This window comes from Streptomyces sp. NPDC002619 (assembly GCF_042889305.1).
Lineage (GTDB): Bacteria > Actinomycetota > Actinomycetes > Streptomycetales > Streptomycetaceae > Streptomyces.
Map to the genome: position 1 here is coordinate 157,978 of NZ_JBIAQV010000016.1, position 21,996 is coordinate 179,973.

The 21,996-nt window shown below is 70.8% G+C and carries 23 protein-coding genes; 16 read left to right on the forward strand and 7 right to left on the reverse strand.

Annotation, left to right across the window (positions count from 1 at the left end; translation table 11 throughout):
- Positions 1 to 56: 56 nt before the first annotated feature.
- On the forward strand, positions 57 to 1,214 hold the full coding sequence (locus ACFYXB_RS24820; RefSeq protein WP_351346516.1) for a D-alanine--D-alanine ligase family protein: 1,158 nt from the start codon (positions 57 to 59) through the stop codon (positions 1,212 to 1,214).
- Between the two features lie 27 nt (positions 1,215 to 1,241).
- On the opposite strand, the gene ACFYXB_RS24825 is transcribed toward ACFYXB_RS24820, so the two are convergent.
- Together ACFYXB_RS24825 and ACFYXB_RS24830 are read right to left on the reverse strand one after the other, a co-directional pair.
- Positions 1,242 to 1,748 (reverse strand): DUF3515 domain-containing protein, encoded by a 507-nt coding sequence (locus ACFYXB_RS24825; RefSeq protein ID WP_389586020.1) that lies wholly within the window; start codon positions 1,746 to 1,748, stop codon positions 1,242 to 1,244.
- 20 nt (positions 1,749 to 1,768) lie between these two features.
- A complete protein-coding gene (locus ACFYXB_RS24830) occupies positions 1,769 to 2,002 on the reverse strand; it encodes an Lrp/AsnC family transcriptional regulator (RefSeq protein ID WP_030952852.1) in 234 nt (77 codons plus the stop codon).
- 206 nt (positions 2,003 to 2,208) lie between these two features.
- Here ACFYXB_RS24830 and ACFYXB_RS24835 point away from each other — a divergent pair, with 206 nt between their 5' ends.
- Together ACFYXB_RS24835 and thiD are read left to right on the forward strand one after the other, a co-directional pair.
- Positions 2,209 to 3,174: a thiamine-phosphate kinase gene (locus ACFYXB_RS24835; RefSeq protein ID WP_389586025.1), complete on the forward strand. Its 966-nt coding sequence runs from the start codon at positions 2,209 to 2,211 to the stop codon at positions 3,172 to 3,174.
- Entirely contained in the window at positions 3,171 to 3,980 is an 810-nt protein-coding gene (gene thiD / locus ACFYXB_RS24840) for a bifunctional hydroxymethylpyrimidine kinase/phosphomethylpyrimidine kinase (protein ID WP_389586028.1), read from the forward strand. The genes ACFYXB_RS24835 and thiD overlap by 4 nt, the downstream gene beginning before the upstream one ends.
- Before the next feature lie 133 nt (positions 3,981 to 4,113).
- On the opposite strand, the gene rpmB is transcribed toward thiD, so the two are convergent.
- The gene (rpmB, locus tag ACFYXB_RS24845) at positions 4,114 to 4,299 is read right to left on the reverse strand and encodes a 50S ribosomal protein L28 (RefSeq protein WP_003993230.1); all 186 of its coding nucleotides are present in this window, start codon (positions 4,297 to 4,299) and stop codon (positions 4,114 to 4,116) included.
- A 249-nt stretch (positions 4,300 to 4,548) separates the two neighbouring features.
- Here rpmB and ACFYXB_RS24850 point away from each other — a divergent pair, with 249 nt between their 5' ends.
- Positions 4,549 to 6,258 carry a DAK2 domain-containing protein gene (locus ACFYXB_RS24850; protein WP_389586031.1) on the forward strand — a complete coding sequence of 570 codons (1,710 nt, stop codon included), beginning with the start codon at positions 4,549 to 4,551 and terminating at the stop codon, positions 6,256 to 6,258.
- Positions 6,259 to 6,290: 32 nt separating this feature from the next.
- Here ACFYXB_RS24850 and ACFYXB_RS24855 read toward each other — a convergent pair whose 3' ends face one another.
- Together ACFYXB_RS24855 and ACFYXB_RS24860 are read right to left on the reverse strand one after the other, a co-directional pair.
- The gene (locus tag ACFYXB_RS24855; RefSeq protein WP_389586034.1) at positions 6,291 to 9,191 is read right to left on the reverse strand and encodes a tetratricopeptide repeat protein; all 2,901 of its coding nucleotides are present in this window, start codon (positions 9,189 to 9,191) and stop codon (positions 6,291 to 6,293) included.
- A complete protein-coding gene (locus tag ACFYXB_RS24860; RefSeq protein WP_389586037.1) occupies positions 9,188 to 11,017 on the reverse strand; it encodes an HSP90 family protein in 1,830 nt (609 codons plus the stop codon). The genes ACFYXB_RS24855 and ACFYXB_RS24860 overlap by 4 nt, the downstream gene beginning before the upstream one ends.
- A 168-nt stretch (positions 11,018 to 11,185) precedes the next feature.
- On the opposite strand from ACFYXB_RS24860, the gene recG reads away from it, so the two are divergent.
- From recG to ACFYXB_RS24905, 9 genes are all read left to right on the forward strand, one after another.
- Complete coding sequence (gene recG / locus ACFYXB_RS24865; protein ID WP_389586040.1) at positions 11,186 to 13,393, forward strand: ATP-dependent DNA helicase RecG; 2,208 nt, start codon at positions 11,186 to 11,188, stop codon at positions 13,391 to 13,393.
- Positions 13,394 to 13,553: 160 nt separating this feature from the next.
- Positions 13,554 to 14,141, forward strand: coding sequence for a 16S rRNA (guanine(966)-N(2))-methyltransferase RsmD (gene rsmD / locus ACFYXB_RS24870; protein WP_351346531.1), 588 nt, complete (start codon positions 13,554 to 13,556; stop codon positions 14,139 to 14,141).
- 26 nt (positions 14,142 to 14,167) lie between these two features.
- Positions 14,168 to 14,647, forward strand: coding sequence for a pantetheine-phosphate adenylyltransferase (gene coaD / locus ACFYXB_RS24875; protein ID WP_389586079.1), 480 nt, complete (start codon positions 14,168 to 14,170; stop codon positions 14,645 to 14,647).
- A gap of 57 nt (positions 14,648 to 14,704) precedes the next feature.
- Positions 14,705 to 15,784, forward strand: coding sequence for a cell division initiation protein (locus ACFYXB_RS24880; protein ID WP_389586044.1), 1,080 nt, complete (start codon positions 14,705 to 14,707; stop codon positions 15,782 to 15,784).
- Positions 15,785 to 16,005: 221 nt separating this feature from the next.
- Positions 16,006 to 16,647: a YceD family protein gene (locus tag ACFYXB_RS24885; RefSeq protein ID WP_389586047.1), complete on the forward strand. Its 642-nt coding sequence runs from the start codon at positions 16,006 to 16,008 to the stop codon at positions 16,645 to 16,647.
- A gap of 2 nt (positions 16,648 to 16,649) precedes the next feature.
- Positions 16,650 to 16,823, forward strand: a complete 174-nt coding sequence (gene rpmF, locus ACFYXB_RS24890; protein ID WP_003951102.1) for a 50S ribosomal protein L32 — start codon at positions 16,650 to 16,652, stop codon at positions 16,821 to 16,823.
- 7 nt (positions 16,824 to 16,830) lie between these two features.
- Positions 16,831 to 17,661 (forward strand): ribonuclease III, encoded by an 831-nt coding sequence (gene rnc / locus ACFYXB_RS24895; protein WP_351346537.1) that lies wholly within the window; start codon positions 16,831 to 16,833, stop codon positions 17,659 to 17,661.
- Positions 17,662 to 17,742: 81 nt separating this feature from the next.
- Complete coding sequence (mutM, locus tag ACFYXB_RS24900; protein WP_389586050.1) at positions 17,743 to 18,630, forward strand: bifunctional DNA-formamidopyrimidine glycosylase/DNA-(apurinic or apyrimidinic site) lyase; 888 nt, start codon at positions 17,743 to 17,745, stop codon at positions 18,628 to 18,630.
- A gap of 84 nt (positions 18,631 to 18,714) precedes the next feature.
- Positions 18,715 to 19,137 (forward strand): DUF6924 domain-containing protein, encoded by a 423-nt coding sequence (locus ACFYXB_RS24905; RefSeq protein WP_389586053.1) that lies wholly within the window; start codon positions 18,715 to 18,717, stop codon positions 19,135 to 19,137.
- A gap of 21 nt (positions 19,138 to 19,158) precedes the next feature.
- On the opposite strand, the gene ACFYXB_RS24910 is transcribed toward ACFYXB_RS24905, so the two are convergent.
- Entirely contained in the window at positions 19,159 to 19,542 is a 384-nt protein-coding gene (locus ACFYXB_RS24910; protein ID WP_351346542.1) for a helix-turn-helix domain-containing protein, read from the reverse strand.
- A 108-nt stretch (positions 19,543 to 19,650) separates the two neighbouring features.
- Between ACFYXB_RS24910 and ACFYXB_RS24915 the strand changes: the two genes are divergently transcribed.
- Both ACFYXB_RS24915 and ACFYXB_RS24920 read left to right on the forward strand, forming a co-directional pair.
- On the forward strand, positions 19,651 to 20,235 hold the full coding sequence (locus ACFYXB_RS24915; RefSeq protein ID WP_351346544.1) for a flavodoxin family protein: 585 nt from the start codon (positions 19,651 to 19,653) through the stop codon (positions 20,233 to 20,235).
- A gap of 25 nt (positions 20,236 to 20,260) precedes the next feature.
- Positions 20,261 to 20,521 (forward strand): hypothetical protein, encoded by a 261-nt coding sequence (locus ACFYXB_RS24920; protein WP_351346546.1) that lies wholly within the window; start codon positions 20,261 to 20,263, stop codon positions 20,519 to 20,521.
- 145 nt (positions 20,522 to 20,666) lie between these two features.
- Here the strand turns inward: ACFYXB_RS24920 and ACFYXB_RS24925 are convergent, their stop codons facing one another.
- Complete coding sequence (locus ACFYXB_RS24925; RefSeq protein WP_389586058.1) at positions 20,667 to 21,020, reverse strand: VOC family protein; 354 nt, start codon at positions 21,018 to 21,020, stop codon at positions 20,667 to 20,669.
- A gap of 456 nt (positions 21,021 to 21,476) precedes the next feature.
- Here ACFYXB_RS24925 and ACFYXB_RS24930 point away from each other — a divergent pair, with 456 nt between their 5' ends.
- The gene (locus tag ACFYXB_RS24930; protein ID WP_389586061.1) at positions 21,477 to 21,821 is read left to right on the forward strand and encodes a tyrosine-type recombinase/integrase; all 345 of its coding nucleotides are present in this window, start codon (positions 21,477 to 21,479) and stop codon (positions 21,819 to 21,821) included.
- The last annotated feature ends 175 nt before the right edge of the window (positions 21,822 to 21,996 follow it).

A 21,996-nucleotide genomic window follows, 5' to 3' on the forward strand; every position in this document is an offset into this window, starting at 1 on the left:
AACCCGCCGGTCCAACGCTGTATCCCGGCTTTACCAACGGGTACGCTCATCGCGATATGAGCACCGAGAACCTCCCCCAGAGCCCTGAGCAGCCGTCTCGCAAGCCGCGTGTGGCCGTCGTGTTCGGCGGCCGCAGCTCCGAACACGGGATCTCCGTGGTCACCGCCGGCGCCGTCCTGCGGGCCATCGACCGGACCAAGTACGACGTCCTGCCGATCGGCATCACCCGGGACGGCCGTTGGGCGCTCACCGCCGACGAGCCCGACCGCATGGGCATCGCCGACCGGCGCACGCCCAGCGTCGAGGAGCTCGCGGAGTCGGGCGAGGGCGGCGTGGTGCTCCCCGTCGACCCGGCCAACCGCGAGGTCGTCTACAGCGAGCCCGGTTCCGTGCCCAAGGCCCTCGGCGAGGTCGACGTGGTCTTCCCGGTGCTGCACGGTCCGTACGGCGAGGACGGCACCCTGCAGGGCCTGCTGGAGCTGTCCGGCGTGCCGTACGTGGGCGCGGGCGTGCTCGCCTCGGCCGTCGGCCAGGACAAGGAGTACATGAAGCGGGTGTTCACCTCCTTCGGGCTCAAGGTCGGCCCGTACGTGGTGATCCGGCCCCGCGAGTGGCAGCAGGACGAGCCGGCCGCCCGCAAGAAGATCATCGACTTCGCCGGTGAGCACGGCTGGCCGCTGTTCGTGAAGCCCGCGCGCGCGGGTTCGTCGATCGGTATCACCAAGGTCGACGACCTCTCCGGTCTCGACGAGGCCATCGCCCTCGCGCAGCAGCACGACCCGAAGATCCTGGTCGAGGCCGCGCTCAGGGGCCGCGAGATCGAGTGCGGCGTCCTGGAGTTCGAGGACGGGCCGCGCGCCTCCGTGCCGGCCGAGATCCCGCCGCCGGACGCGCACGCGTACTACGACTTCGACGCCAAGTACATCGACTCCACGCCCGGCATCGTCCCCGCCCCGCTCACCGACGAGGAGACCGCCGAGGTGCGCCGTCTCGCGGTGGAGGCCTTCGAGGCGGCGTCCTGCGAGGGCCTGGTCCGCGCGGACTTCTTCCTCACCGAGGACGGCGAGTTCGTGATCAACGAGATCAACACCATGCCCGGCTTCACGCCCATCTCGATGTACCCGCAGATGTGGCAGGCGAGCGGGATCAGTTACCCGGAGCTGGTGGACCGCCTGGTGCAGGCGGCGCTGCGCAGGCCGACCGGACTGCGCTGACCCACCTGCGCCCACGATCCTGCGACCTCAGTTGGCGATCCCCTTGGGGATCGCCTTCTTGATGGCCGGGGCCAGATCGACGAGCACGCCCGAGCTGTCACCGGCCCGCGCCTTCGCCAGGAAGACCTGGACATAGGCGCGGCGATTCGCTGTGGTGAACCGGTACGACCCGTCGTCCTGCTTCTCCATCAGCCAGTCGACCCCGTTCACCCCGCCCGCGACGGCGTCGCGGTCACCGCCCTCGGCCACCTTGGGGTCGACCATCTTCGGCGGGCGGGCGACACCGCAGCGCAGTATGATCGCCGAGCCTCCCCAGCCCGCCGTCAGGTCGGACCGGGGCTCGGGGTCGGCCCGGCCGGCGCCGTCGACCTTGCCGGGCAGCTCCTTGTCCAGGTTCTGGCACAGCTTGGCGGTCTCCGCGTCGGGGGTGGGAACCGCGACGGCCGAGGCGTCGTCTGCTGAGGAGCAGCCCGCGACGGAGATCAGCAGCGCCAGCGCGGGCAGGCCGAGAAGCCGGTGACGGAAGATGTTCACCGGCCAAGGGTAGACGGGGGCTACAGATGCACGACCGGGCAGGTGAGGGTGCGGGTGATGCCGTCCACTTGCTGGACCTTGGCGACCACCATGCGACCGAGGTCGTCCACGGTGTCGGCTTGTGCGCGCACGATGACGTCGTAAGGTCCGGTCACATCCTCGGCCTGGATGACTCCAGGGAGCTTGCTGATCGTCTCGGCGACGGTCGACGCTTTGCCGACCTCCGTCTGGATCAGGATGTACGCCTGTACCACGGAACCTCCAGGGCGGCCACGAGGATCATGTGGGGAAAAGGAACGCCACGGTATCGCGTCGCCGCTCGTCGCGGGGAGACCCGCGGAGACCGGGGTCCCCGCGCCGGGGTGCAGGTACGACGGAAGTCGACGGTCATCTCGACCGTATCGAGCGCGAAGGCGATACGCGAGCGGGCACGGACAGGCACAGAAGGGGTTAAAGGGCAATGAAGGGCACTGTTGGTGAGCTCGGGGAGTTCGGGCTCATCAGGGAGCTCACCTCCCGTCTGACGACCACCCCCGCGGTCCGGGTCGGCCCGGGTGACGACGCCGCGGTGGTCGCCGCGCCCGACCGCAGGGTGGTGGCGAGCACCGACATCCTCCTGGAGGGACGGCACTTCCGCCGCGACTGGTCCACGGCGTACGACGTCGGGCGCAAGGCGGCGGCTCAGAACCTCGCGGACATCGCCGCCATGGGTGCCGTACCGACCGCGCTGCTGCTCGGTCTTGTCGTGCCCGCCGACCTCCCGGTCACCTGGCCGAGCGAGCTGATGGACGGCCTGCGCGACGAGTGCCAGGTCGCGGGCGCGTCGGTGGTCGGCGGCGATGTCGTACGAGGCGACACGATCACGGTGTCGATCACCGCGCTCGGCGATCTGCGCAACCAGGAGCCGGTGATCCGGGGCGGCGCGCAGCCCGGCGACCTCGTCGCCGTGACCGGCTGGCTGGGCTGGTCGGCGGCCGGGTACGCGGTGCTGTCCCGCGGCTTCCGCTCTCCGCGCGCCTTCGTCGAGGCCCACCGGCGCCCCGAACCGCCGTACCACGCGGGTCCGGCGGCGGCCGCGCTCGGGGCGACCGCGATGTGCGACGTGAGCGACGGGCTGATCGCCGACCTCGGGCACATCGCGGAGGCCAGCAAGGTCCGCATCGACATCCGCTCCGGCGCGATCGACATCCCGTCCCAGATGAACGACATCGGTCAGGCCGTCGGCGTCGACCCCATCCAGTGGGTGCTGACCGGGGGAGAGGACCACGCGATCGTGGCGACCTTCCCGCCGGACGTGAAGCTGCCCGCCCGCTGGAAGGTCATCGGCGAGGTCCTCAACCCCTCGGCGCTGCCCCAGGTGACGGTCGACGGGGCGCCCTGGACCAGCAAGGGCGGTTGGGACCACTTCGGGGACCTGGAGTCATGATCCCCACCGTGCTGACCGTGGCGGGCTCCGACTCCGGCGGCGGGGCCGGCATCCAGGCCGACCTGAAGACGATGCTGGCACTCGGTGTGCACGGCATGAGCGTGATCACGGCCGTGACCGCGCAGAACTCCCTGGGCGTGCAGGGCGCTTGGGAACTGCCGGTGGAGGCGGTGCGCGCCCAGTACCGCAGCGTCGTCGACGACATCGGCGTACGGGCTGTGAAGACCGGCATGCTCGCCTCGGCCGAACTCGTCGAGGCGGTCGCGGAGTTGCTCGCCGGCACGGACGCGCCGGCGGTGGTGGACCCGGTGGGCGTCTCCAAGCACGGGGACCCGCTGCTGGCGTCCTCGGCGCTGGACTCGGTGCGCACGAAGCTGCTGCCGGTGGCGACCGTGGCGACCCCGAACCTCGACGAAGTGGCCCAACTCACGGGCGTGCGCGTCGAGTCCGAGGAGCAGCTGCGGGACGCCGCGGCGGCCGTGCTGGCGTACGGGCCGCGGTGGGTGCTGATCAAGGGCGGGCATCTGAGCGGGGACACAGGGCGGGCGGGCGGGAGCCAGGCTGTGGATCTGCTGACCGACGGGTCCGAGGAGCACTGGCTGCGCGCGCCCCGGTACGACAACCGGCACACGCACGGCACCGGCTGCACGCTCGCGTCCGCGATCGCGGCCGGGCTGGCGAAGGGGCGGTCCGTGCCGGAGGCGGCGGCAGAGGCCAAGGAGTACGTCACCGGGGCGATCGCCCGTGGGTTCGCGCTGGGCGGCGGGATCGGGCCGGTGGATCACGGGTGGCGGTTCCGGCACTGATCCCGGGCGCTTGGATACGGCCGCGATCTTGAGGTCTTCAGGTGCGGTCGCGATCTTCGGGCACGGCAAAAAGCCGGCCCACCCGGAGGTGGACCGGCTCAGTGCGGCGAACCAGCAGTGGCCGCGCTGTACGTCAGCGCGAGACCTTGCCGGCCTTGATGCACGAGGTGCAAGCGTTCACGCGCTTCGGCGTCCCGCCCACCACGGTACGCACACGCTGGATGTTCGGGTTCCAGCGGCGGGACGTACGGCGGTGCGAGTGCGAGATGTTGTTGCCGAAGCCCGGCCCCTTGCCGCAGACGTCGCAGTTGGCAGCCACGGGTCACTCCAAAGACTTCAGATGCACTTACGGTTGATCCCGGCATGCCGAGATCGAGATCCGAGATCTTGAGTGGCGTTGCCAGGGGATTGGCCCGATCAGGATCGGGCAACCGGAGCAGCATACAACGGCTGCGTCCGTACAACGAAACTACCATGGCAGCTCAGGGCCCCGCTCCCGGCCCTGTTCCGGTGCACACCGACCCGGGGTCTACGCTGCCGTCCACGTCAGCAGCTCAAGGAGGCGCAGGTGGCGCAGGTGCCGCAGACATTCTTCGATGCTCTCGCGGTGCGCACCTGGTGCGGTCATGCGCTACGGGCGCTGGGCGGGGCGCGCGAGGAGATCGACGCCATCAACGTCTATCCGGTGGCGGACGGCGACACCGGCACCAACCTCTATCTGACGCTGGAGTCGGCCGTGGGCGCGGTCGAGGCCGTCTTCTCCGGGTACGAGGTGGGCGCCGCCGAGGGCACCGGGCCGTCACTGGCCGAGGCGGTGCGCGCGATGGCGCACGGCGCCCTCATCGGGGCGCGCGGGAACTCCGGGACGATCCTTGCCCAGCTGCTGCGCGGCATGGCCCAGGTGCTCGCTACCGAGGGTGAGGCGCCTCACACCGATGCACAGGGCCTGCGGCTCGCCCTGCGGCACGCCGCCGACTCCGCCCGACGGGCCGTCGCGCACCCGGTCGAGGGCACCGTCCTGACCGTCGCCTCGGCCGCCGCCGACGCCGCCGAAGGGGCCGAGGGCGACTGCGGGACGGTCGCGCGGGCCGCCTACGAAGGGGCGCGCGCGGCGCTCGCGGTGACCCCGGGCCAGCTGGCCGTGCTGGCGCGCGCCGGGGTGGTCGACGCCGGCGGACGCGGACTCGTGGCGGTGCTGTCGGCCCTGGTGGAGACATTCACCGGGGAGGCACCGGGGGCGCCGGTGCCGGTGCGGCCCATGCACACGCACGCGGAGGCCGTCGCGGAGGCGCACGCGCGCGGGGTGGCCGCTGCCGCCGACCGGGAAGGCTGCGCCGACGGGGCCGAGCCCGGCGGGCCCGCCTTTGAGGTGATCTACCTGCTGGAGGCCGACGACAGGGCCGTGGACCGGCTGCGGGCACGGCTCGACGCCCTGGGGGACTCGCTGGTCGTCGTCGGCGGCGACGGGCTGTGGAACGTCCATGTGCACGTCGACGACGCGGGCGCCGCCATGGAGGCGGGCGTCGAGGCCGGGCGGCCGTACCGGATCCGGATCACCCACTTCGGGCTCGGCGACGTCCACACCCGGGCCGGCGGACCGCCGCCCCGGGAGCCGGTCCAGCGGGCCGTGGTCGCGGTCGTGCCGGGCGAGGGCCTGGCCGGGCTGTACGCCGAGGCCGGCGCCACCACCGTGCTCGCGCGCCCCGGAGAGCCGCCCGCCAGCGGTGAGCTGGTCGACGCCGTACGGCGCGCCCACGCGCGGGAGGTCGTACTGCTGCCCAACGACGCCGAGCTGCGCCACAGCGCGGCCGCCGCGGCCGAGCAGGCCCGCACCGAGGGCATCCGCGTCGCCCTCATCCCGACGCGCTCCGCGGTCCAGGGGATCGCCGCGCTCGCCGTGCACGAGCCGGAGCGCCGCTTCGACGAGGACGTCGTGTCCATGACCTCGGCGGCGGGCGCGACCCGCTACGCCGAGGTGGTCATGGCCGAACGCCAGTCGTGGACCATGGCCGGCATCTGCCAGGCCGGCGACGTCCTCGGCCTCATCGAGGGCGACGTCGCCGTCATCGGCGCCGACGTCACCACCACCGCCGAGACCGTCCTGGACCGCATGCTCCAGGCCGGCGGCGAACTGGTCACCCTGGTCCTCGGCGACGAGACGCCCGACACGGTCGCCGACCGGCTCGAGGCACGCGTGCGCGAGTCCTACCTCGCCGTCGACACGGTGGTGTACCGGGGCGGCCGGCAGGGGGCACTGCTCCTCATCGGCGTGGAGTGACCTTCGGGGCGCTCACTCCTGTCGGGGGGCGCTCACCCCTCCCCGAGTTCCAGCATCTGGGTCGCCTCGGCCCGGCGTGCTTCCGCCGTCTCGTCCGTGGGGTCCGCTCCCTCGTACGTCGCGAGTACGGCACGCGCGCGTGCCACCGCCGCCTCAGGGCGGCCGAGGTCGGCCTCCAGCCAGCCCGCTGCCAGTTCCGCTCCCGTGCGGCTGTGCAGGGCGTCGTCGCCCAGCTCGCCGAACACCACGACCGCCCGTGTCATCTGGACCAGCGCCTCTGTGAACGCGGCCCGGATCTCCGTGTCCTCGACGTCCTCGGGCACCGAGCGGGCCAGCAGGTCGCCGAACTGCCGGTGGGTGTGGCCGAGTTCACCGGTGAGGCGGAAGCGTGCCTCCACGTCGTCGGCCGACGCCCGCGCCGTCGCGCACACCTCGACCGCCTCCGCCATCAGCTCCCGCGCCCCGTCCGCCCCGGCTTCCGTGCCCAGCGCCAGCCACGCGCGGGCCCGCAGTGCGCGGACGAGGCCGTGGACGTTGCCGAGCGTGCGCCACAGATCGCCCGCGCGTGCGTAGGCCCGGTCCGCCTCGGCCGGCAGCTCCGCCTGACCGAGGGCCTCGGCGGCCAGGTGGGCGAGCGTCGCGTGGTCCTGCTGTTCGGGCCAGTGCCGGGCGATCTCCGCGGCCTGGAGCCGGCGTTCCGCGGCGGCGCGGTGCTCGCCCAGCTCGCTCAGACAGTCGCCGAGCCACCACTGCGTCTGCACGATCGCGCCGTCGCCATGCGTCTCGGCGCTCAGGTCGACCAGCGCCGACTCCAGCACCTCGGCGGCCTCCGCGAACCGACCCTGCCGCAGCAGGAACCCGCCCAGCTGGTGCCGGGCCCAGGCGCCCAGCGTGGCGCTCCGACCGGCCTCGTCGGCCCAGTGCGCCGCCTCCAGAGCGTGCTCGGCCGCCTCGCGCACCTCGCCCCGGCCGCCGACGACCTCGGCGAGCTGGAGATGCAACTGGGCCCGCCCGGTCGCCTCCACATACGCCCCGCCGTGCTCCAGAGCCGCCCGCAGCGCCCGCTCGGCCTCCGCCATGTCGCCGCGCTCATGGGCGAAAGCGGCCACCCGCACCTCGTACTCCACCGCGAACCACGGCAGCCCCGCCCCCACGAACCGCTCCACGGCCCGCCCGAACAACTCCGCAGCCGTCTGCGCGTCCCCGGCGTGCTCGGCCAGCTCCGCGAGCATGGCCTGCCCCTCGGCGGCCCGCGACGCCAGCCGCACGTCGTCCCCGGTGTGCCCGTCGACCAGCGCCAGCAGCTCCCGTACGGCCTGTTCGGCGTCGAAGGCCGCGCCCTCGGCGCCCTCGTGCATCCGCCGCATCAGGATCCGCGCCCGGCTCATCAGCACGGACGCCGTCTGCCGTACGCCGGTGCCGTCCTCGGCGTACAGGGCGAGGATCTCGTCGTACGGCCCGGCTACGGCCGTGAGCGCCTCGTCCACCTCACCCGCGAGCGCCCGCACATACGCCGCACGCGCGTGTGCCGCCAGTGCCTCTCCGGGGTCGCCCGCCTCCGCATACAGCTCTGCCGCCCGCCGGAACAGGGCGGCGCTCTCGGGGCCGCTGCCCATCGCCTCGTGGTCGGCGATCTCCGCGCGGTCGCGCGCGTCCAGCTCGACGCCCTCGGCCGCCCGCGCGACCGCCGCCCACGCCTCCAGGGCGTACGGCTGGAGCGTGTCCGAGAGCCGTCGGGCCTCAGCGATCAGCTCGGACAGGTCCGGCTCGGTGTCCGCGACCGGTACGGCGGCCGAGGGCTGGACCGGAATGCGCACGCCGGCCGTACGCACCCCCAGCGGCAGCCGCTCCACCAGCGGGCGCTGTGCCATACGCGCGCGTACCCGCTCGCCGACGTACGACGAACCGTTGCGCCGGTCGAACCGTTCCGCCAGTTCCAGAGCCTCCGCACGCGCGTGTGCCGCGAGTTCGCGCGCCTTCCACGTCCGATCGGCCGGCCCCGGCACCCGCTGCTCGCCCAGCCCCAGCTCGGTCAGCCGGTCCGTCAGCAGCGTCACGACGGCCAGGAAGTCCAGCCGGCTGCGCGGCTGCCCGGTGTCCGTGAAGTACGCAGGGCGTTCCGCCAGCAGCTCCAACCCGCGCGCCTCGTTGCCGGTCAGGGCGCAGAACTCGACGTGGTCCGCGTACGCGCCCCGCATGCTCTCCATGGGCCGTACGAGACGGAAGCCCCGCAGATGGTTCGCCCGGGCCTCCTCCGTGCGGCCCAGCCGCACCAGCGGCGCCAGCGAGGAGGCGAGGACGGTGTGCGGCTCGTGGGCGCACGTGTACTCGCCCTCCAGGACCGGCCGCCACAGCTCCAGTGCCTCGGCGTCCCGGCCTCGCCGCACCTGCCACGTGCCCTGCCCGTGCAGCTCGCAGGCGTGGCAGTCGGCCATCCGGTCCCGGTCGGCGGCCAGCCACGCCGCGTACGCCCGTTCGGCGCGGTCCAGGTCCCCGATGTGCGCGGCCACGCTGAACTCGGCGCTGCGCACAGCCCGTTCGGAGTGCCCGGCCAGCCGGTAGCGGTGCTCCATCTCGCCGAGCCACTTCTCGACGGAGGCCAGCGGGATGTGCGGCTGGTCCAGCATGCCCGCCGACATCCACTTGAAGACCCAGTGCAGCGAGTGGGTCTCGTACGCGTCGAAGTCCTCCGGGTGTTCGTCCCACACGCGCAGCAGCCGCGCGAACGGGACGAACATCTTGTCCTTCTCGGAGCTGTAGTTGTAGACCTTCAGCTGGTGTCCGAGCGCCTCGATCACGGCGAGCGGGATGCCCAGCTTCTCGGCCTCGGCGAGCAGTTGCTCGGCTCGCGCGTTGCGGGCAGGTCCCTCCGGCTGCTCGGAGTTCTCCGCCATCGCGTGACGCAGCGCGTCGAAGTCCGTGATCCCGGTCACCGGTGACCGTCCTCCCCGTGAGTGGCCCACTCCAGCAGGCCGATGAACGCGCGGTTGAGCAGGGCCGAGTCGGCGGGCCGCAGCGGGCGCTGCGCCATGAGCAGCGCCTGCCCGTACAGGGACTCCGTGGCGGTGCCGATCAGCTCCGGGTCCCGCAGTGAACTGATCCTTCGGATCAGCGGGTTGAGATGGTTGAGCACCAGACGCGCGCGCGGGGCGCTGCCGCGCAGCGAGCCGAGGATGCCGGCCCACAGGTCGTCGGCCTGTTCCTCGGCCTCCGCGCGCGCCTGCTCGTGCCGGGCCGCCCGGTCGTCCAGGTGCAGCGCGGGCACCGACAGCGGGTGGAAGGCGCGCAGGACGACGTCACAGCCCAGCGGGTCGAGCTTCGTCCGCGCCGCCGCCAGGAACCCGGACAGCGCCAGCTCCTCCGCCGGATCGACCGCGTCCAGATGGGCGGTCACGGTGTCCGCGTCCAGTTCGGCGACCACCGTCCCCGGGCGCACCGACGGCAGCGCCTCGACCAGCTCGCTGTCGTACGTGTAACCGCCGTTGATCACCCCGACACCCTGCGCGGAGGCGATCGGCGCGACCTGCCGGTACTCCTCGACCGTCCGCGTGAAGTGCACCACCGGGTGCCGCTGCGCGAACTCCTCCAGGGACAGCCGTCCGTCGCTCGTCTCGAAGGGGAGCCACGGCAGCATCGTGCGCAGCATCTCCCGGTCGTGCCGGGCCAGGGACTTCACACCCAGGTGGTGCACGGACAGGAAGGCGGCCAGACGGTCCGGATCGCCCGCCGCGAGTCCGGTCAGCCAGGCACGAATCCTTTCGCCGAGCGCGTCCCGTACGGCGGCGAGGGTCTCGTCCTCGTACAGCGACTCGCGCGACGCCGTGGGCCGCAGACTGTCCGTGTCCAGGACACAGCGCACGAAGAACGCCCAGTCCGGCAGGAGCTGTTCGGCCCGCTCGGTCAGGAGCATGCCCTTGAGATGCACCCGGTGCGTGGCCCGCTGGGCCGGGCTGACCGCGGTCGGCAGCACATACGCCACCCCGCGGATCCCGGCCAGCGGCACGGCCAGGTCGATCGAGTCCAGCGGGGTGAAGCCGAACAGCTCGTGGCAGTGCCGGGCCAGGGCGACCCGGCGGGTGGCGGGGGAGGGGTACGGGCGGTCCCAGGGCGCCGGCAGGTCGGTGACCGCCTCGTCGCCCACCCGGACGTCGTACGGCAGCAGCGACCCGAAGTCCCGGGCCAGCGACCGGACCCGCTCGGGCGTGAGCCACTCGCCGGCACCGGCCCGCGCCACGAGGTGCACGGTGGTGCCGGGTTCGGGCCGGGCCTCGTCGGGCAACGTGCGCACGGTGTAGGAGCCGTCGTCGCTCGCCGTCCACTCCACGGGCGGCGCGTCGGGCGTCCGGGCACTGCGGCTGACGACCCGGATCCGCTCGGCGACCACGAAGCATGCGAGCAGCCCGATGCCGAACTGGCCCAGGAAGTCCGAACGCGCCTCCTGCAACCCGTCGGCCCGCTTGGAGCTGCGGCCGATGGTCGCCAGCAGACTGTGCACGTCCGTCTCGCTGAGCCCGACGCCGGTGTCCTCCACGCGCAGGGCGCCGCCGTCGGCGTACAACCGCACCCGCGCCGGGGCGTTCGGCTCCTCGGCGCGTCGGGCGGTGATGGCGTCCACGGCGTTCTGCAGCAGCTCGCGCAGGTAGACCCTGGGACTGGAGTAGAGATGATGGGAGAGCAGGTCCACCAGGCCGCGCAGGTCGACCTGGAACGTGTGAGGTGACTGGGGTGCCTGGGATGACTGTGAGGTCTGGGAGTCCATCGTCGCAGCGCCGGTGGGGGGACATTCGCGACGGCGCGGGGTCGGGCGGTCCCGAGTGAGGCGGTGACCGCGGAGCATGGCAGGAGCGCGCCATCCTAGAACCCGAACAGCCCGTCTGACCAGGGGTTTCCCGGTACGTATACGGCAATGTCAGTGACGTGGTGTGCAATGGATCTCGTGTCTGCACTGGAAAAGCCACTGGAGAAGGAGTTCGGCCGCACCACCGCGAAGGTGATGGCCGAGCACCTTGGCCTGCACACCGTCGGCGACCTCCTGCACCACTACCCGCGCAGATACGAGGAGCGGGGCCGGCTCACCCTGCTCGCCGACCTCCCCATGGACGAGCATGTCACGGTCGTCGCCCAGGTCGCCGACGCCCGCCTGCACAGCTTCGCCTCCGCCAAGGCGCCGCGCGGCAAGGGCCAGCGACTCGAGGTCACGATCACGGACGGCAGCGGGCGCCTCCAACTGGTCTTCTTCGGCAACGGCGTCCACAAGCCCCACAAGGAACTCCTGCCGGGCACACGCGCGATGTTCGCCGGCAAGGTCTCCGTCTTCAACCGCCGCCTGCAACTGGCGCACCCGGCGTACGAGTTGTTGAGCGGTGCCGAAGACGGCGCCGCCGAATCGGTGGAGACCTGGGCCGGCGCCCTGATCCCCATCTACCCCGCCACCGGCAAGATGGAGTCCTGGAAGATCGGCAAGGCGGTCCAGCAGATCCTCCCCACCGCCGACGAGGCCGTCGACCCGCTCCCCGACTCCCTCCGCGCGGGCCGCGGCCTGGTCACGCTCCCCGAGGCCCTCCACAAGATCCACCGACCGCACACCAAGGCCGACATCGCCGACGCCCGCGCCCGCCTGAAGTGGGACGAGGCCTTCGTCCTCCAGGTCGCCCTGGCTCGCCGCCGGCACGCCGACGCCCTGCTCCCGGCCGTCCCCCGCCGCCCCGCCCCCGACGGCCTCCTGACCGCCTTCGACGACCGCCTCCCCTTCACCCTCACCGAGGGCCAGCAGAAGGTCTCGAAGGAGATCTTCGACGACCTGGCGACCGACCACCCGATGCACCGGCTCCTGCAGGGCGAGGTCGGCTCCGGTAAAACCATGGTGGCCCTGCGCGCGATGCTCGCCGTCGTGGACGCCGGCGGTCAGGCTGCGATGCTGGCGCCCACCGAGGTGCTCGCCCAGCAGCATCACCGGTCGATCACCGAGATGATGGGCGAGTTGGCCGAGGGCGGCATGCTGGGCGGTGCGGAGCAGGCCACCAAGGTGGTGCTGCTCACCGGTTCCATGGGCGCGGCCGCCCGCCGCCAGGCCCTGCTCGACCTCGTCACCGGTGAGGCCGGGATCGTCATCGGCACGCACGCGCTGATCGAGGACAAGGTGCAGTTCCACGACCTCGGCCTGGTGGTCGTCGACGAACAGCACCGCTTCGGCGTCGAACAGCGCGACGCCCTGCGCGGCAAGGGCAAACAGCCACCGCACCTCCTCGTCATGACGGCCACCCCCATCCCGCGCACGGTCGCCATGACCGTCTTCGGCGACCTGGAGACCTCCGTCCTCGACCAGCTCCCCGCCGGCCGCTCACCCATCGCCAGCCACGTGGTCCCCGCCGCCGACAAGCCCCATTTCCTGGCCCGCGCGTGGGAGCGGGTGCGCGAGGAGGTGGCGAACGGCCATCAGGCGTACGTGGTCTGTCCGCGCATCGGAGACGAGGCCGAGGACACGAAGAAGGCGAAGTCCCCCGAGGACGAGGCGGAGAAGCGGCCCCCGCTCGCCGTCCTCGACGTGGCCGACCAGCTGAGCAGAGGCCCGCTCCAGGGACTGAAGGTCGAGGTCCTGCACGGCCGTATGCAGCCGGACGACAAGGACGCCGTCATGCGCCGCTTCGCGGCCGGCGAGACGGACGTCCTGGTCGCGACGACGGTCATCGAGGTCGGCGTCAACGTCCCGAACGCCACGGCCATGGTGATCATGGACGCCGACCGCTTCGGCGTCTCCCAGCTCCACCAGCTGCGCGGCCGGGTGGGCCGCGGCTCGGCCCCCGGCCTCTGCCTCCTGGTCACGGAGATGCCCGAGGCCAGCGCGGCCCGCCAGCGCCTCGACGCGGTGGCAGCCACCCTCGACGGCTTCGAACTCTCCCGCATCGACCTCGAACAACGCAGAGAGGGCGACGTCCTGGGCCAGGCCCAGTCGGGCGCCCGCACCTCGCTCCGCGTCCTCGCGGTGATCGAGGACGAGGAGATCATCGCGGAGGCGAGAGAGGAGGCTGCGGCGGTGGTGGCCGCCGACCCGGACCTGGAACACCTACCTGGCCTACGCACGGCCCTGGACGCCCTTTTGGACGAGGAGAGAGAGCAGTACCTGGAAAAGGGCTAGCGGTGGCTGACCCAGGGGCGCGGAGCTGTATCGGTGCGCGGCTCCGCCGCGTGGGCGCGACAAGCCCCCACCGACCCGCGGCGGCCGACGAAGCCAACGCGCGCACCCCCTCCCGCCTGCCAAACTGACCACGTAAAGCCGCCCGCGAAGAAGGACCCCCATGACCCGCGTGATCGCCGGTAAGGCTGGCGGACGTCGCCTGTCGGTGCCGCCCGGCACAGGAACCCGGCCGACATCCGACCGCGCAAGAGAGGGCCTCTTCTCCACCTGGCAGTCCCTACTCGGCGGCCCCCTGGCAGGGAACCGCGTCCTGGACCTCTACGCCGGCTCGGGCGCCGTGGGCCTGGAGGCCCTGTCGAGAGGGGCGAGCCACACCCTCCTCGTCGAGGCCGACGCACGCGCAGCCCGCACCGTCCGGGAGAACGTGAAGAACCTCGGCCTGCCCGGCGCCGAGGTCAGGTCGGGCAAAGCGGAACAGATCATCCAGACCCCGGCGCCGGCCGAGCCGTACGACATCGTCTTCCTCGACCCCCCGTACGCCGTCTCGGACGACGATCTTCGAGAGATTCTGCTCACACTCCGCTCGCAGGGCTGGCTCGCGGAGGAAGCCCTCGTCACCGTGGAGCGCAGCACCAGAGGCGGCGCATTCGACTGGCCGGACGGCTTCGAGGCAATGAGGTCCCGTCGCTACGGCGAGGGAACGTTTTGGTACGGTCGCGCCGCCTCTACGTGCGAAGACGCACGATGACCGGACCGGAGAGCGAGGGATCACAAGTGCGCCGCGCCGTCTGTCCCGGGTCGTTCGACCCGATCACCAACGGACATCTCGACATCATCTCCCGTGCCTCCCGCCTCTATGACGAGGTCTACGTGGCGGTGATGATCAACAAGGCCAAGAAGGGCCTCTTCGAGATCGACGAGCGGATCGACCTGATCCGCCAGGTCACCGCCGACTACGCGAACGTACGGGTCGAGGCCTTCCACGGCCTCCTCGTCGACTTCTGCAAGCAGCGCGACATCCCGGCCATCGTGAAGGGCCTGCGCGCCGTCAGCGACTTCGACTACGAGCTGCAGATGGCCCAGATGAACAACGGCCTCTCGGGCGTCGAGACCCTCTTCGTGCCCACCAACCCCACCTACAGCTTCCTCTCGTCCTCCCTGGTCAAGGAGGTCGCGACCTGGGGCGGAGACGTCTCCCACCTGGTCCCGCCGATCGTCCTCGAGGCACTCAACAAACGCCTCGGCAGGGACTGATGGGGCTACAGTCGTCCCGTCCGTCTCCAACACAGCGGTAGAGAGTGGCGAGCACAGGTGGACGTGCAGAAGAAGCTCGACGAGATCGTGGCCTCGGTCTCCGGTGCCCGGGCCATGCCCATGTCGGCGTCGTGCGTGATCAACCGCGCCGACCTGCTCGCGATGCTCGAAGAGGTGCGTCAGGCCCTGCCCGGCTCCCTCGCCCAGGCCGAGGAGCTGATCGGCGGCCGTGAGCAGATGGTCGAGCAGGCCCGCCAGGAGGCCGAGCGGATCATCGAGCACGCCCACGCCGAGCGCGGCTCGCTGGTCTCAGACACCGAGGTCGCCCGCCGCTCCCAGAACGAGGCCGACCGGATCCTCGCCGAGGCCCGCCAGGAGGCCGAGGAGGTGCGCGCCGAGGCCGACGACTACGTCGACTCCAAGCTCGCCAACTTCGAGGTCGTCCTCACCAAGACCCTCGGCTCGGTCGGCCGCGGCCGCGAGAAGCTGCTCGGCACCGGCCCCGGCCTCGACGAGCAGGGGTACGAGGACGAGGACGCCCCCGAGCGCAGCCACGACCCCGAGATACTGCGTCGCAACGCGGATGACTACGTCGACATGAAGCTGGGCGCCTTCGAGGCGGTCCTGGCCAAGACCCTGGAGGCCGTCGGCCGCGGCCGGCAGAAGCTGCACGGCCGTATCGCCTCCGACGACCTCGGCGCCCTCGCCGACGACCCCACGACCTTCCAGCACTCCAGCGACGCCGACTACCTCGCCGACCTCGCGGCCCTGGCCGAAGCGGACACCCCGGCCGAGCAGCAGCCGGTACAGCAACAGCCCCAGCAGCCCGTGTACGAGCCGCAGCCCGTGCAGGCGGCGTACGGATACCAGCAGCCCGACGCCTACGGCGGCTACCAGTACGCCCAGCAGCAGGATCCCTACGGCTATCAGCAGGCCGATCCCTACGCGTACCACCAGGGCTACGACCCGCAGCAGGCCGCCTACGACCAGAGCGCCGTCCAGCAGCAGCCGCACGCCCACCAGCAGCCGGCCGATCAGTCCCAGCAGGGCTACGCCCTCGACGAGACCAGCCTGTTCGACACGAGCATGATCAGTGCCGAGCAGTTGAGGGCGTACGAGCAGGGCCGGGGCCTGTAGCGGCAGGCCCGATGGCCGGGAGCGACCATCGGCTCGGCCACCGGATCGGCCTCGTACCGGCCTCGTACCGGCCTCGTACCGGCCTCGTACCGGCCTCGGATTGGGCCGAGAGCGAAAGGTCCAGTATCCTGGCTCTTCGGTCGTGTGTACGTCCGCGATCAACGCTGCCCCGGAACACCACGGGGTGGCGTCCCCCACAGCTCTGAAGATCGAAAGCAGGAATGGTTCCTCACGCGCGCCTCGACCACCGCAACCCGCTCGTGTTCGACACTCACGAGCTCGGGCGGCGTCCTGGTGCGCTGCAGCGGCTGACCCGTACGATCGACGCTCCCAAGGATCTCGGTATCCAAGGGGTCATCGAAGTGCCGGAAGGCGCTCCGGTGGAGCTCGAACTCCGGCTCGAGTCGGTCATGGAAGGTGTGCTCGTCACAGGCACCGCCCGTGCACAGGCCGAGGGGGAGTGCGTAAGGTGTCTGGAACCGCTTCAGCTCGACGTCGAAGCGGATTTCCAGGAGATGTTCTCGTACCCTGACGCCGACGACCGGGGCCGCGTGAAGGCGGCACCGGCCGACGACGCCGAGGACGACGAGGACAGGCTCTTCCTCGAGGACGGCCTGTTCGACCTCGAGCCGGTGCTGCGCGATGCGGTGGTGCTCGCACTGCCGATGCAGCCGGTGTGCCAGGAAGACTGCCAGGGACTGTGCTCCGAGTGCGGAGTGCGGCTCGCGGACGACCCGGACCACCACCATGACGCCGTCGACATCCGTTGGGCGGCTTTGCAGGGACTCGCCGGCACCACGTCGGACGAGAAGGACGAGATGAGCGGCGCCGAACCGGGCGTCGACGAGAAGCAGGAGAAGTAGCCGTGGCTGTTCCGAAGCGGAAGATGTCGCGCAGCAACACGCGCCACCGCCGGTCGCAGTGGAAGGCTGCGGTCCCCACCCTGGTTGCGTGCGAGCGCTGCCACGAGCCCAAGCAGCAGCACATCGCGTGCCCGTCTTGCGGCACCTACAACAAGCGCCAGGTCCTCGAGGTCTGAGCGGCTGGTGAGAGGCACTGTGTCCAGTCCCAAGAAGGCGGATGACGCCAAGGCGGACTCACCCGCCAAGAAGCAAGCGGACAACACGGCCTCGTCCCACACGCTTCTGGAAGGGCGGCTCGGCTACCAGCTCGAGTCCGCCCTTCTGGTGCGAGCACTGACCCACCGTTCCTACGCGTACGAGAACGGCGGTCTGCCGACGAACGAGCGGTTGGAGTTCCTCGGGGACTCCGTCCTCGGCCTCGTCGTCACGGACACGCTGTACCGCACCCACCCCGACCTGCCCGAGGGCCAACTGGCCAAGCTGCGGGCCGCGGTGGTGAACTCGCGTGCGCTCGCGGAAGTGGGCCGCGGACTCGACCTGGGCTCCTTCATCCGGCTCGGCCGCGGTGAAGAGGGCACGGGCGGCCGGGACAAGGCGTCCATCCTCGCCGACACCCTCGAAGCGGTGATCGGCGCGGTCTATCTCGACCAGGGCCTCGACTCGGCGTCGGAGCTGGTGCACCGGCTCTTCGACCCGCTGATCGAGAAGTCCTCGAACCTCGGAGCCGGCCTGGACTGGAAGACCAGTCTCCAGGAGCTCACCGCGACGGAGGGACTCGGCGTGCCCGAGTACCTGGTCACGGAGACCGGCCCCGACCACGAGAAGACCTTCACTGCTGCCGCCCGCGTCGGAGGCGTCTCGTACGGCACCGGCACCGGCCGCAGCAAGAAGGAGGCGGAACAGCAGGCCGCCGAGTCCGCCTGGCGGTCCATCCGGGCCGCGGCGGACGAGCGCGCCAAGGCGGCGGAGATAGCCGCCGCCGAGGACGGCGACCCGTCGTCCGCCTCTGCCTGACGAACAGCGCAGTCCGAGCGCCCGCTCCCGCTCACGGGGGCGGGCGCTCGGCTTATCCACGGTTCCCGTACGGGGGTTTCGATGCCCGAGTTGCCCGAGGTCGAGGTCGTACGGCGCGGTCTCGCGCGGTGGGTCGCCCAGCGCACCGTCGCCGATGTCGAGGTGCTGCACCCGCGTGCCGTACGCCGTCATGTGGCCGGTCCGGACGACTTCGCGCAGCGACTCAAGGGGCATCGTATCGGCACCCCGAGCCGCCGCGGCAAGTATCTGTGGCTGCCGCTGGAGGACACCGACGAGTCGGTTCTGGCGCACCTCGGCATGAGCGGTCAGCTCCTGGTCCAGCCGCATGAGGCGCCGGACGAGAAGCACCTGCGCATCCGCGTCCGGTTCACCGACACGCTGACATCAGCCGCTACCGCCGCGGGCGGCACGGAACTGCGCTTCGTCGACCAACGCACCTTCGGCGGGCTGTCGTTGCACGACAACACGCCCGACGGACTGCCCGACGTCATCGCGCACATCGCCCGCGACCCCCTCGACCCGCTGTTCGACGACGAGGCGTTCCATCAGGCGCTGCGGCGCAAGCGCACGACCATCAAACGGGCCATGCTCGACCAGTCGTTGATCAGTGGCGTCGGCAACATCTATGCGGACGAGGCACTTTGGCGCGCACGCCTGCACTACGAGCGCCCCACCGCGACGTTCACCCGCCCGCGCACCGCCGAACTCCTGGGCCACGTAAGGGACGTGCTGACGGCGGCTCTCGCCGTCGGCGGCACCAGCTTCGACAGCCTGTACGTCAACGTGAACGGCGAGTCGGGGTACTTCGACCGCTCGCTCGACGCGTACGGACGTGAAGGCCTGCCCTGCAAGCGCTGCGGGACCCCGATGCGCCGCCGCCCCTGGATGAACCGCTCCAGCTACTTCTGCCCGAAGTGTCAACGGCAGCCGCGCGTGCGGGCCGTATGACGACCGCGGGCCGTACGACGACTGCGGTCCGTATGAGGGGTACCGCTCGTGGAGCGGCCGGACCGGGGTGAGAGGATCATGTTCATGTCGCTACCCCAGCCCGCGGACCTGACCACGCTCGTCCTGCGCACCGACTTCGCCGACGACGCCGCCTGGCAGGCAGTGCGGGGAGCGATCGAGGAGGCCGACGAGAAGCGCAGCGCCACCTTCGTCAGCGATCCGCGGTTCGACGGCGCGAGCGTGCAGCAACTGCTCGACGCCGAGGCGGCCGCCGTGGAGGACGACAAGGTCTGCGAGGTGTTCGTCGCGGACGCCACGACCATGACCGACGAGACGCATCCGCTTCTCGCCGTCGACCTCTTCGACGAGCCCGGACGGACGTTCCGCGTGCCGGTCCGCTGGTTCCCGGAGATGTCCGCCAACCTGAGCATCGCGAACGCGGACTTCGCCGACTACGCGGACGCCGCCGGCGCGACGGGGACGTTCCAGGGCTTCGACGCCGTCTGACGGCCTTACGGTCCGCTCCGCTCAGACCCGGTCGGCGTCGTACGCGTCCCGGGCAGCCAGCACGTCGTCCATGGAGCCTTCCACGATGCGGATGAGGGCCAGCAGACGTCCCGCGACCTCACGGCCCAGCGGGGTCAGTTCATAGTCCACGCGGGGCGGGTTCGTCGGCTGTGCCTCGCGGTGGACCAGGCCGTCGCGCTCCAGCGCGTGCAGCGTCTGGGACAGCATCTTCTCGCTCACGCCGTCGACCCGGCGCCGCAGCTCGTTGAAGCGGCGCGGGCCCTCATACAGGGCGCCCAGCGTGAGCGCGCCCCAGCGACCCGTGACGTGCTCCAGCGTGCCGCGCGAGGGGCAGGCCTTGGCGAACACGTTGTAGGGGAGGTTCTGCGGGCTGTCACTGTCCATGGTTGAAGCGTACTCGAATGCAGCGCTAACCGGGAGGTTGCACTAACTAGAAGTTAGTGCTTTCCTTTCGTCATTATCTTCGAGCTGCCCATTTGAGGAGCGCACATCGTGACCACCCCTGTTGTCTCCATCGCCTACCACTCCGGTTACGGCCATACCGCCGTGCTCGCCGAGGCCGTACGCAACGGTGCCGTCGAGGCCGGTGCCGAGGTGCACCTGATCAAGGTGGACGAGATCAGCGACGAGCAGTGGGAGACGCTGGACCGATCCGACGCGATCGTCTTCGGCTCGCCCACCTACATGGGCACCGCCTCCGGTGCCTTCCACGGCTTCGCCGAGGCGTCCTCGAAGCGCTGGTTCGGGCAGGACTGGAAGGACAAGCTGGCCGCCGGATTCACCAACTCCGGCTCCAAGAGCGGCGACAAGCTGCACACCCTGCAGTTCTTCCAGATCCTCGCCGCCCAGCACGGCATGAACTGGGTCAACCTCGGTCTGCACCCCGGCTGGAACAACAGCGAGGGCTCCGAGCACGACCTCAACCGCCTCGGAGTCTTCGCGGGCGCCGCCGCCCAGACCAACGTCGACGAGGGGCCGGAAGCCGTGCACAAGGCGGACGTGGCAACGGCGGAGCACCTCGGCCGCCGCGTCGCGGAGACGGCACGGGTGTTCACGCTGGGACGGGTGGCGGCCTGAGGCAGGGACACGACAGACTGCCGCTGTGTGGATACCTGTGGCAGTCACCGCGCTGGTCTTCGTGCTCGCGTCGGCCTCCGCGATCGTCCAAGCGCGCAAGGGCCGGTGGTGGACCGCCGTCGGGACCTTTCTGCCTTCTCTCGGCGTGGCGGCGATGCTCGGCGCCATGGAGTGGCACAGGCCGGCGCTGTTCTGGCCCGCCGTCGCGTTCGTGGCGGCCGGCTTCGGCGCGGAGGCCATGGCCTACTGGACGACTCGCACGCCCGGTAAGCAGCAGGCGGGGTGACGCGGGGTTCTCAGTAGCCGAAGAAGTGAACGCCGGGTCTTCGACCTGCGTTCACATCATCGATCAACGCTGTGACCTGCTGCTGAGCAGGTCGAACCCGTACATCACTTCCCTGGACGCAACCCACGCGCGCTCTCAGGGGTTCTCACTGATGCCGTTGGCCAAGGACACAGAACTCGTTGCCTTCGGGGTCTGCCATGACAACCCACGACTGGTCACCCTGGCCAATGTCGACACGCTGTGCGCCATGAGCCTCAAGGCGAGCCACCTCGGCGTCCTGGTCATCAGGCCTGAAGTCGAGATGCAGTCGGCTCTTAGCCTTCTTGCTCTCATCAAGCCGGACGAACTCCAACCCTGGCAGGCGATCCGGCTCCGGGCGGATCTCGAACTCCTCGTCAGAGGAGTGGACCACAACCCAACCAAGAGCCTTAGCCCACCACTGCCCCAAGGCCACCGGATCCACCGAGTGAACAATTACCCGTTCCCATTCCAAGGTCATCCGCCGAGTCCAGGCCTGCCGGGGCTTCGAAAACAGGCGCTTGAAGCGCTTGGAGGGAGGCCATGCAGCGGCTGACCGGTCGGCCTTCCGAACCACTACTACGGCCCACCACTCTCCTTCGCTCCCATCCGGTGAGGTCTTTGGCCTGGCTGTGGAAGACGTGGACTTCCTCGGGGGAGTGATCCATGCAGTACGGCAGGTCAAGCTGCTGCGGTTGCATCGTCCGGTGTTCGCCCCGCCGAAGGGTGGCAAGGAGCGTGACGTACCTCTGCCTGAGTCTGTCGCCTTCGCGTTGGCCAGTCACCTCATTGGGGACGTATCGATGCTGCGGCCCGGTCCACGGGCCGTGGCTCCCTCGGTGAGTGTTGAGGGACGGACTCGTTGCCGTGCCGCACTCAAGAGGTACCCCGCCGTCAGAGTCACGCTGCCGTGGAGACCCTCGATCGTCCACCCGTCATGGCGTCGCTGATTTTCACCGGGCCCATGGGGCTGCCGCTGGACCGTAACGGCTTCAACGATCGAGTATGGCGGCCGGCGCTTCGAGCTGCGGGAGTCGGGACCGGGCGGGACAACGGCATGCACGCACTGCGGCACTTCTACGCCTCGGTGCTGCTGGACGCGGGGGAGAGCATCAAGGCTGTCAGCGAGTATCCGGGACACCACGACCCCGGCTTCACGTTGCGGACGTACACCCACCTGATGCCATCGAGCGGGACCCGGACCCGGGCCGCCGTGGATCGTGTCTTCACGGACGAAGAACCCACGGAGGACGGCCCGGACACGGCCCAGGAAGGCGCTTAGCCTTCTGACCTGACCCTATGAGGGCCGGGCCCCCTTCCCTGCTCAGCCCGGTAATTCCTATCGTCCGGGTATGCACGAGCTCGGGAAGGAGGCCCTCAATGTCTGTTTACGTCGGTATCGACGTACACCGCAAGCGGTCGCAGATCGCGGTGGTCGAGGACGGCGGCGCGGTGCG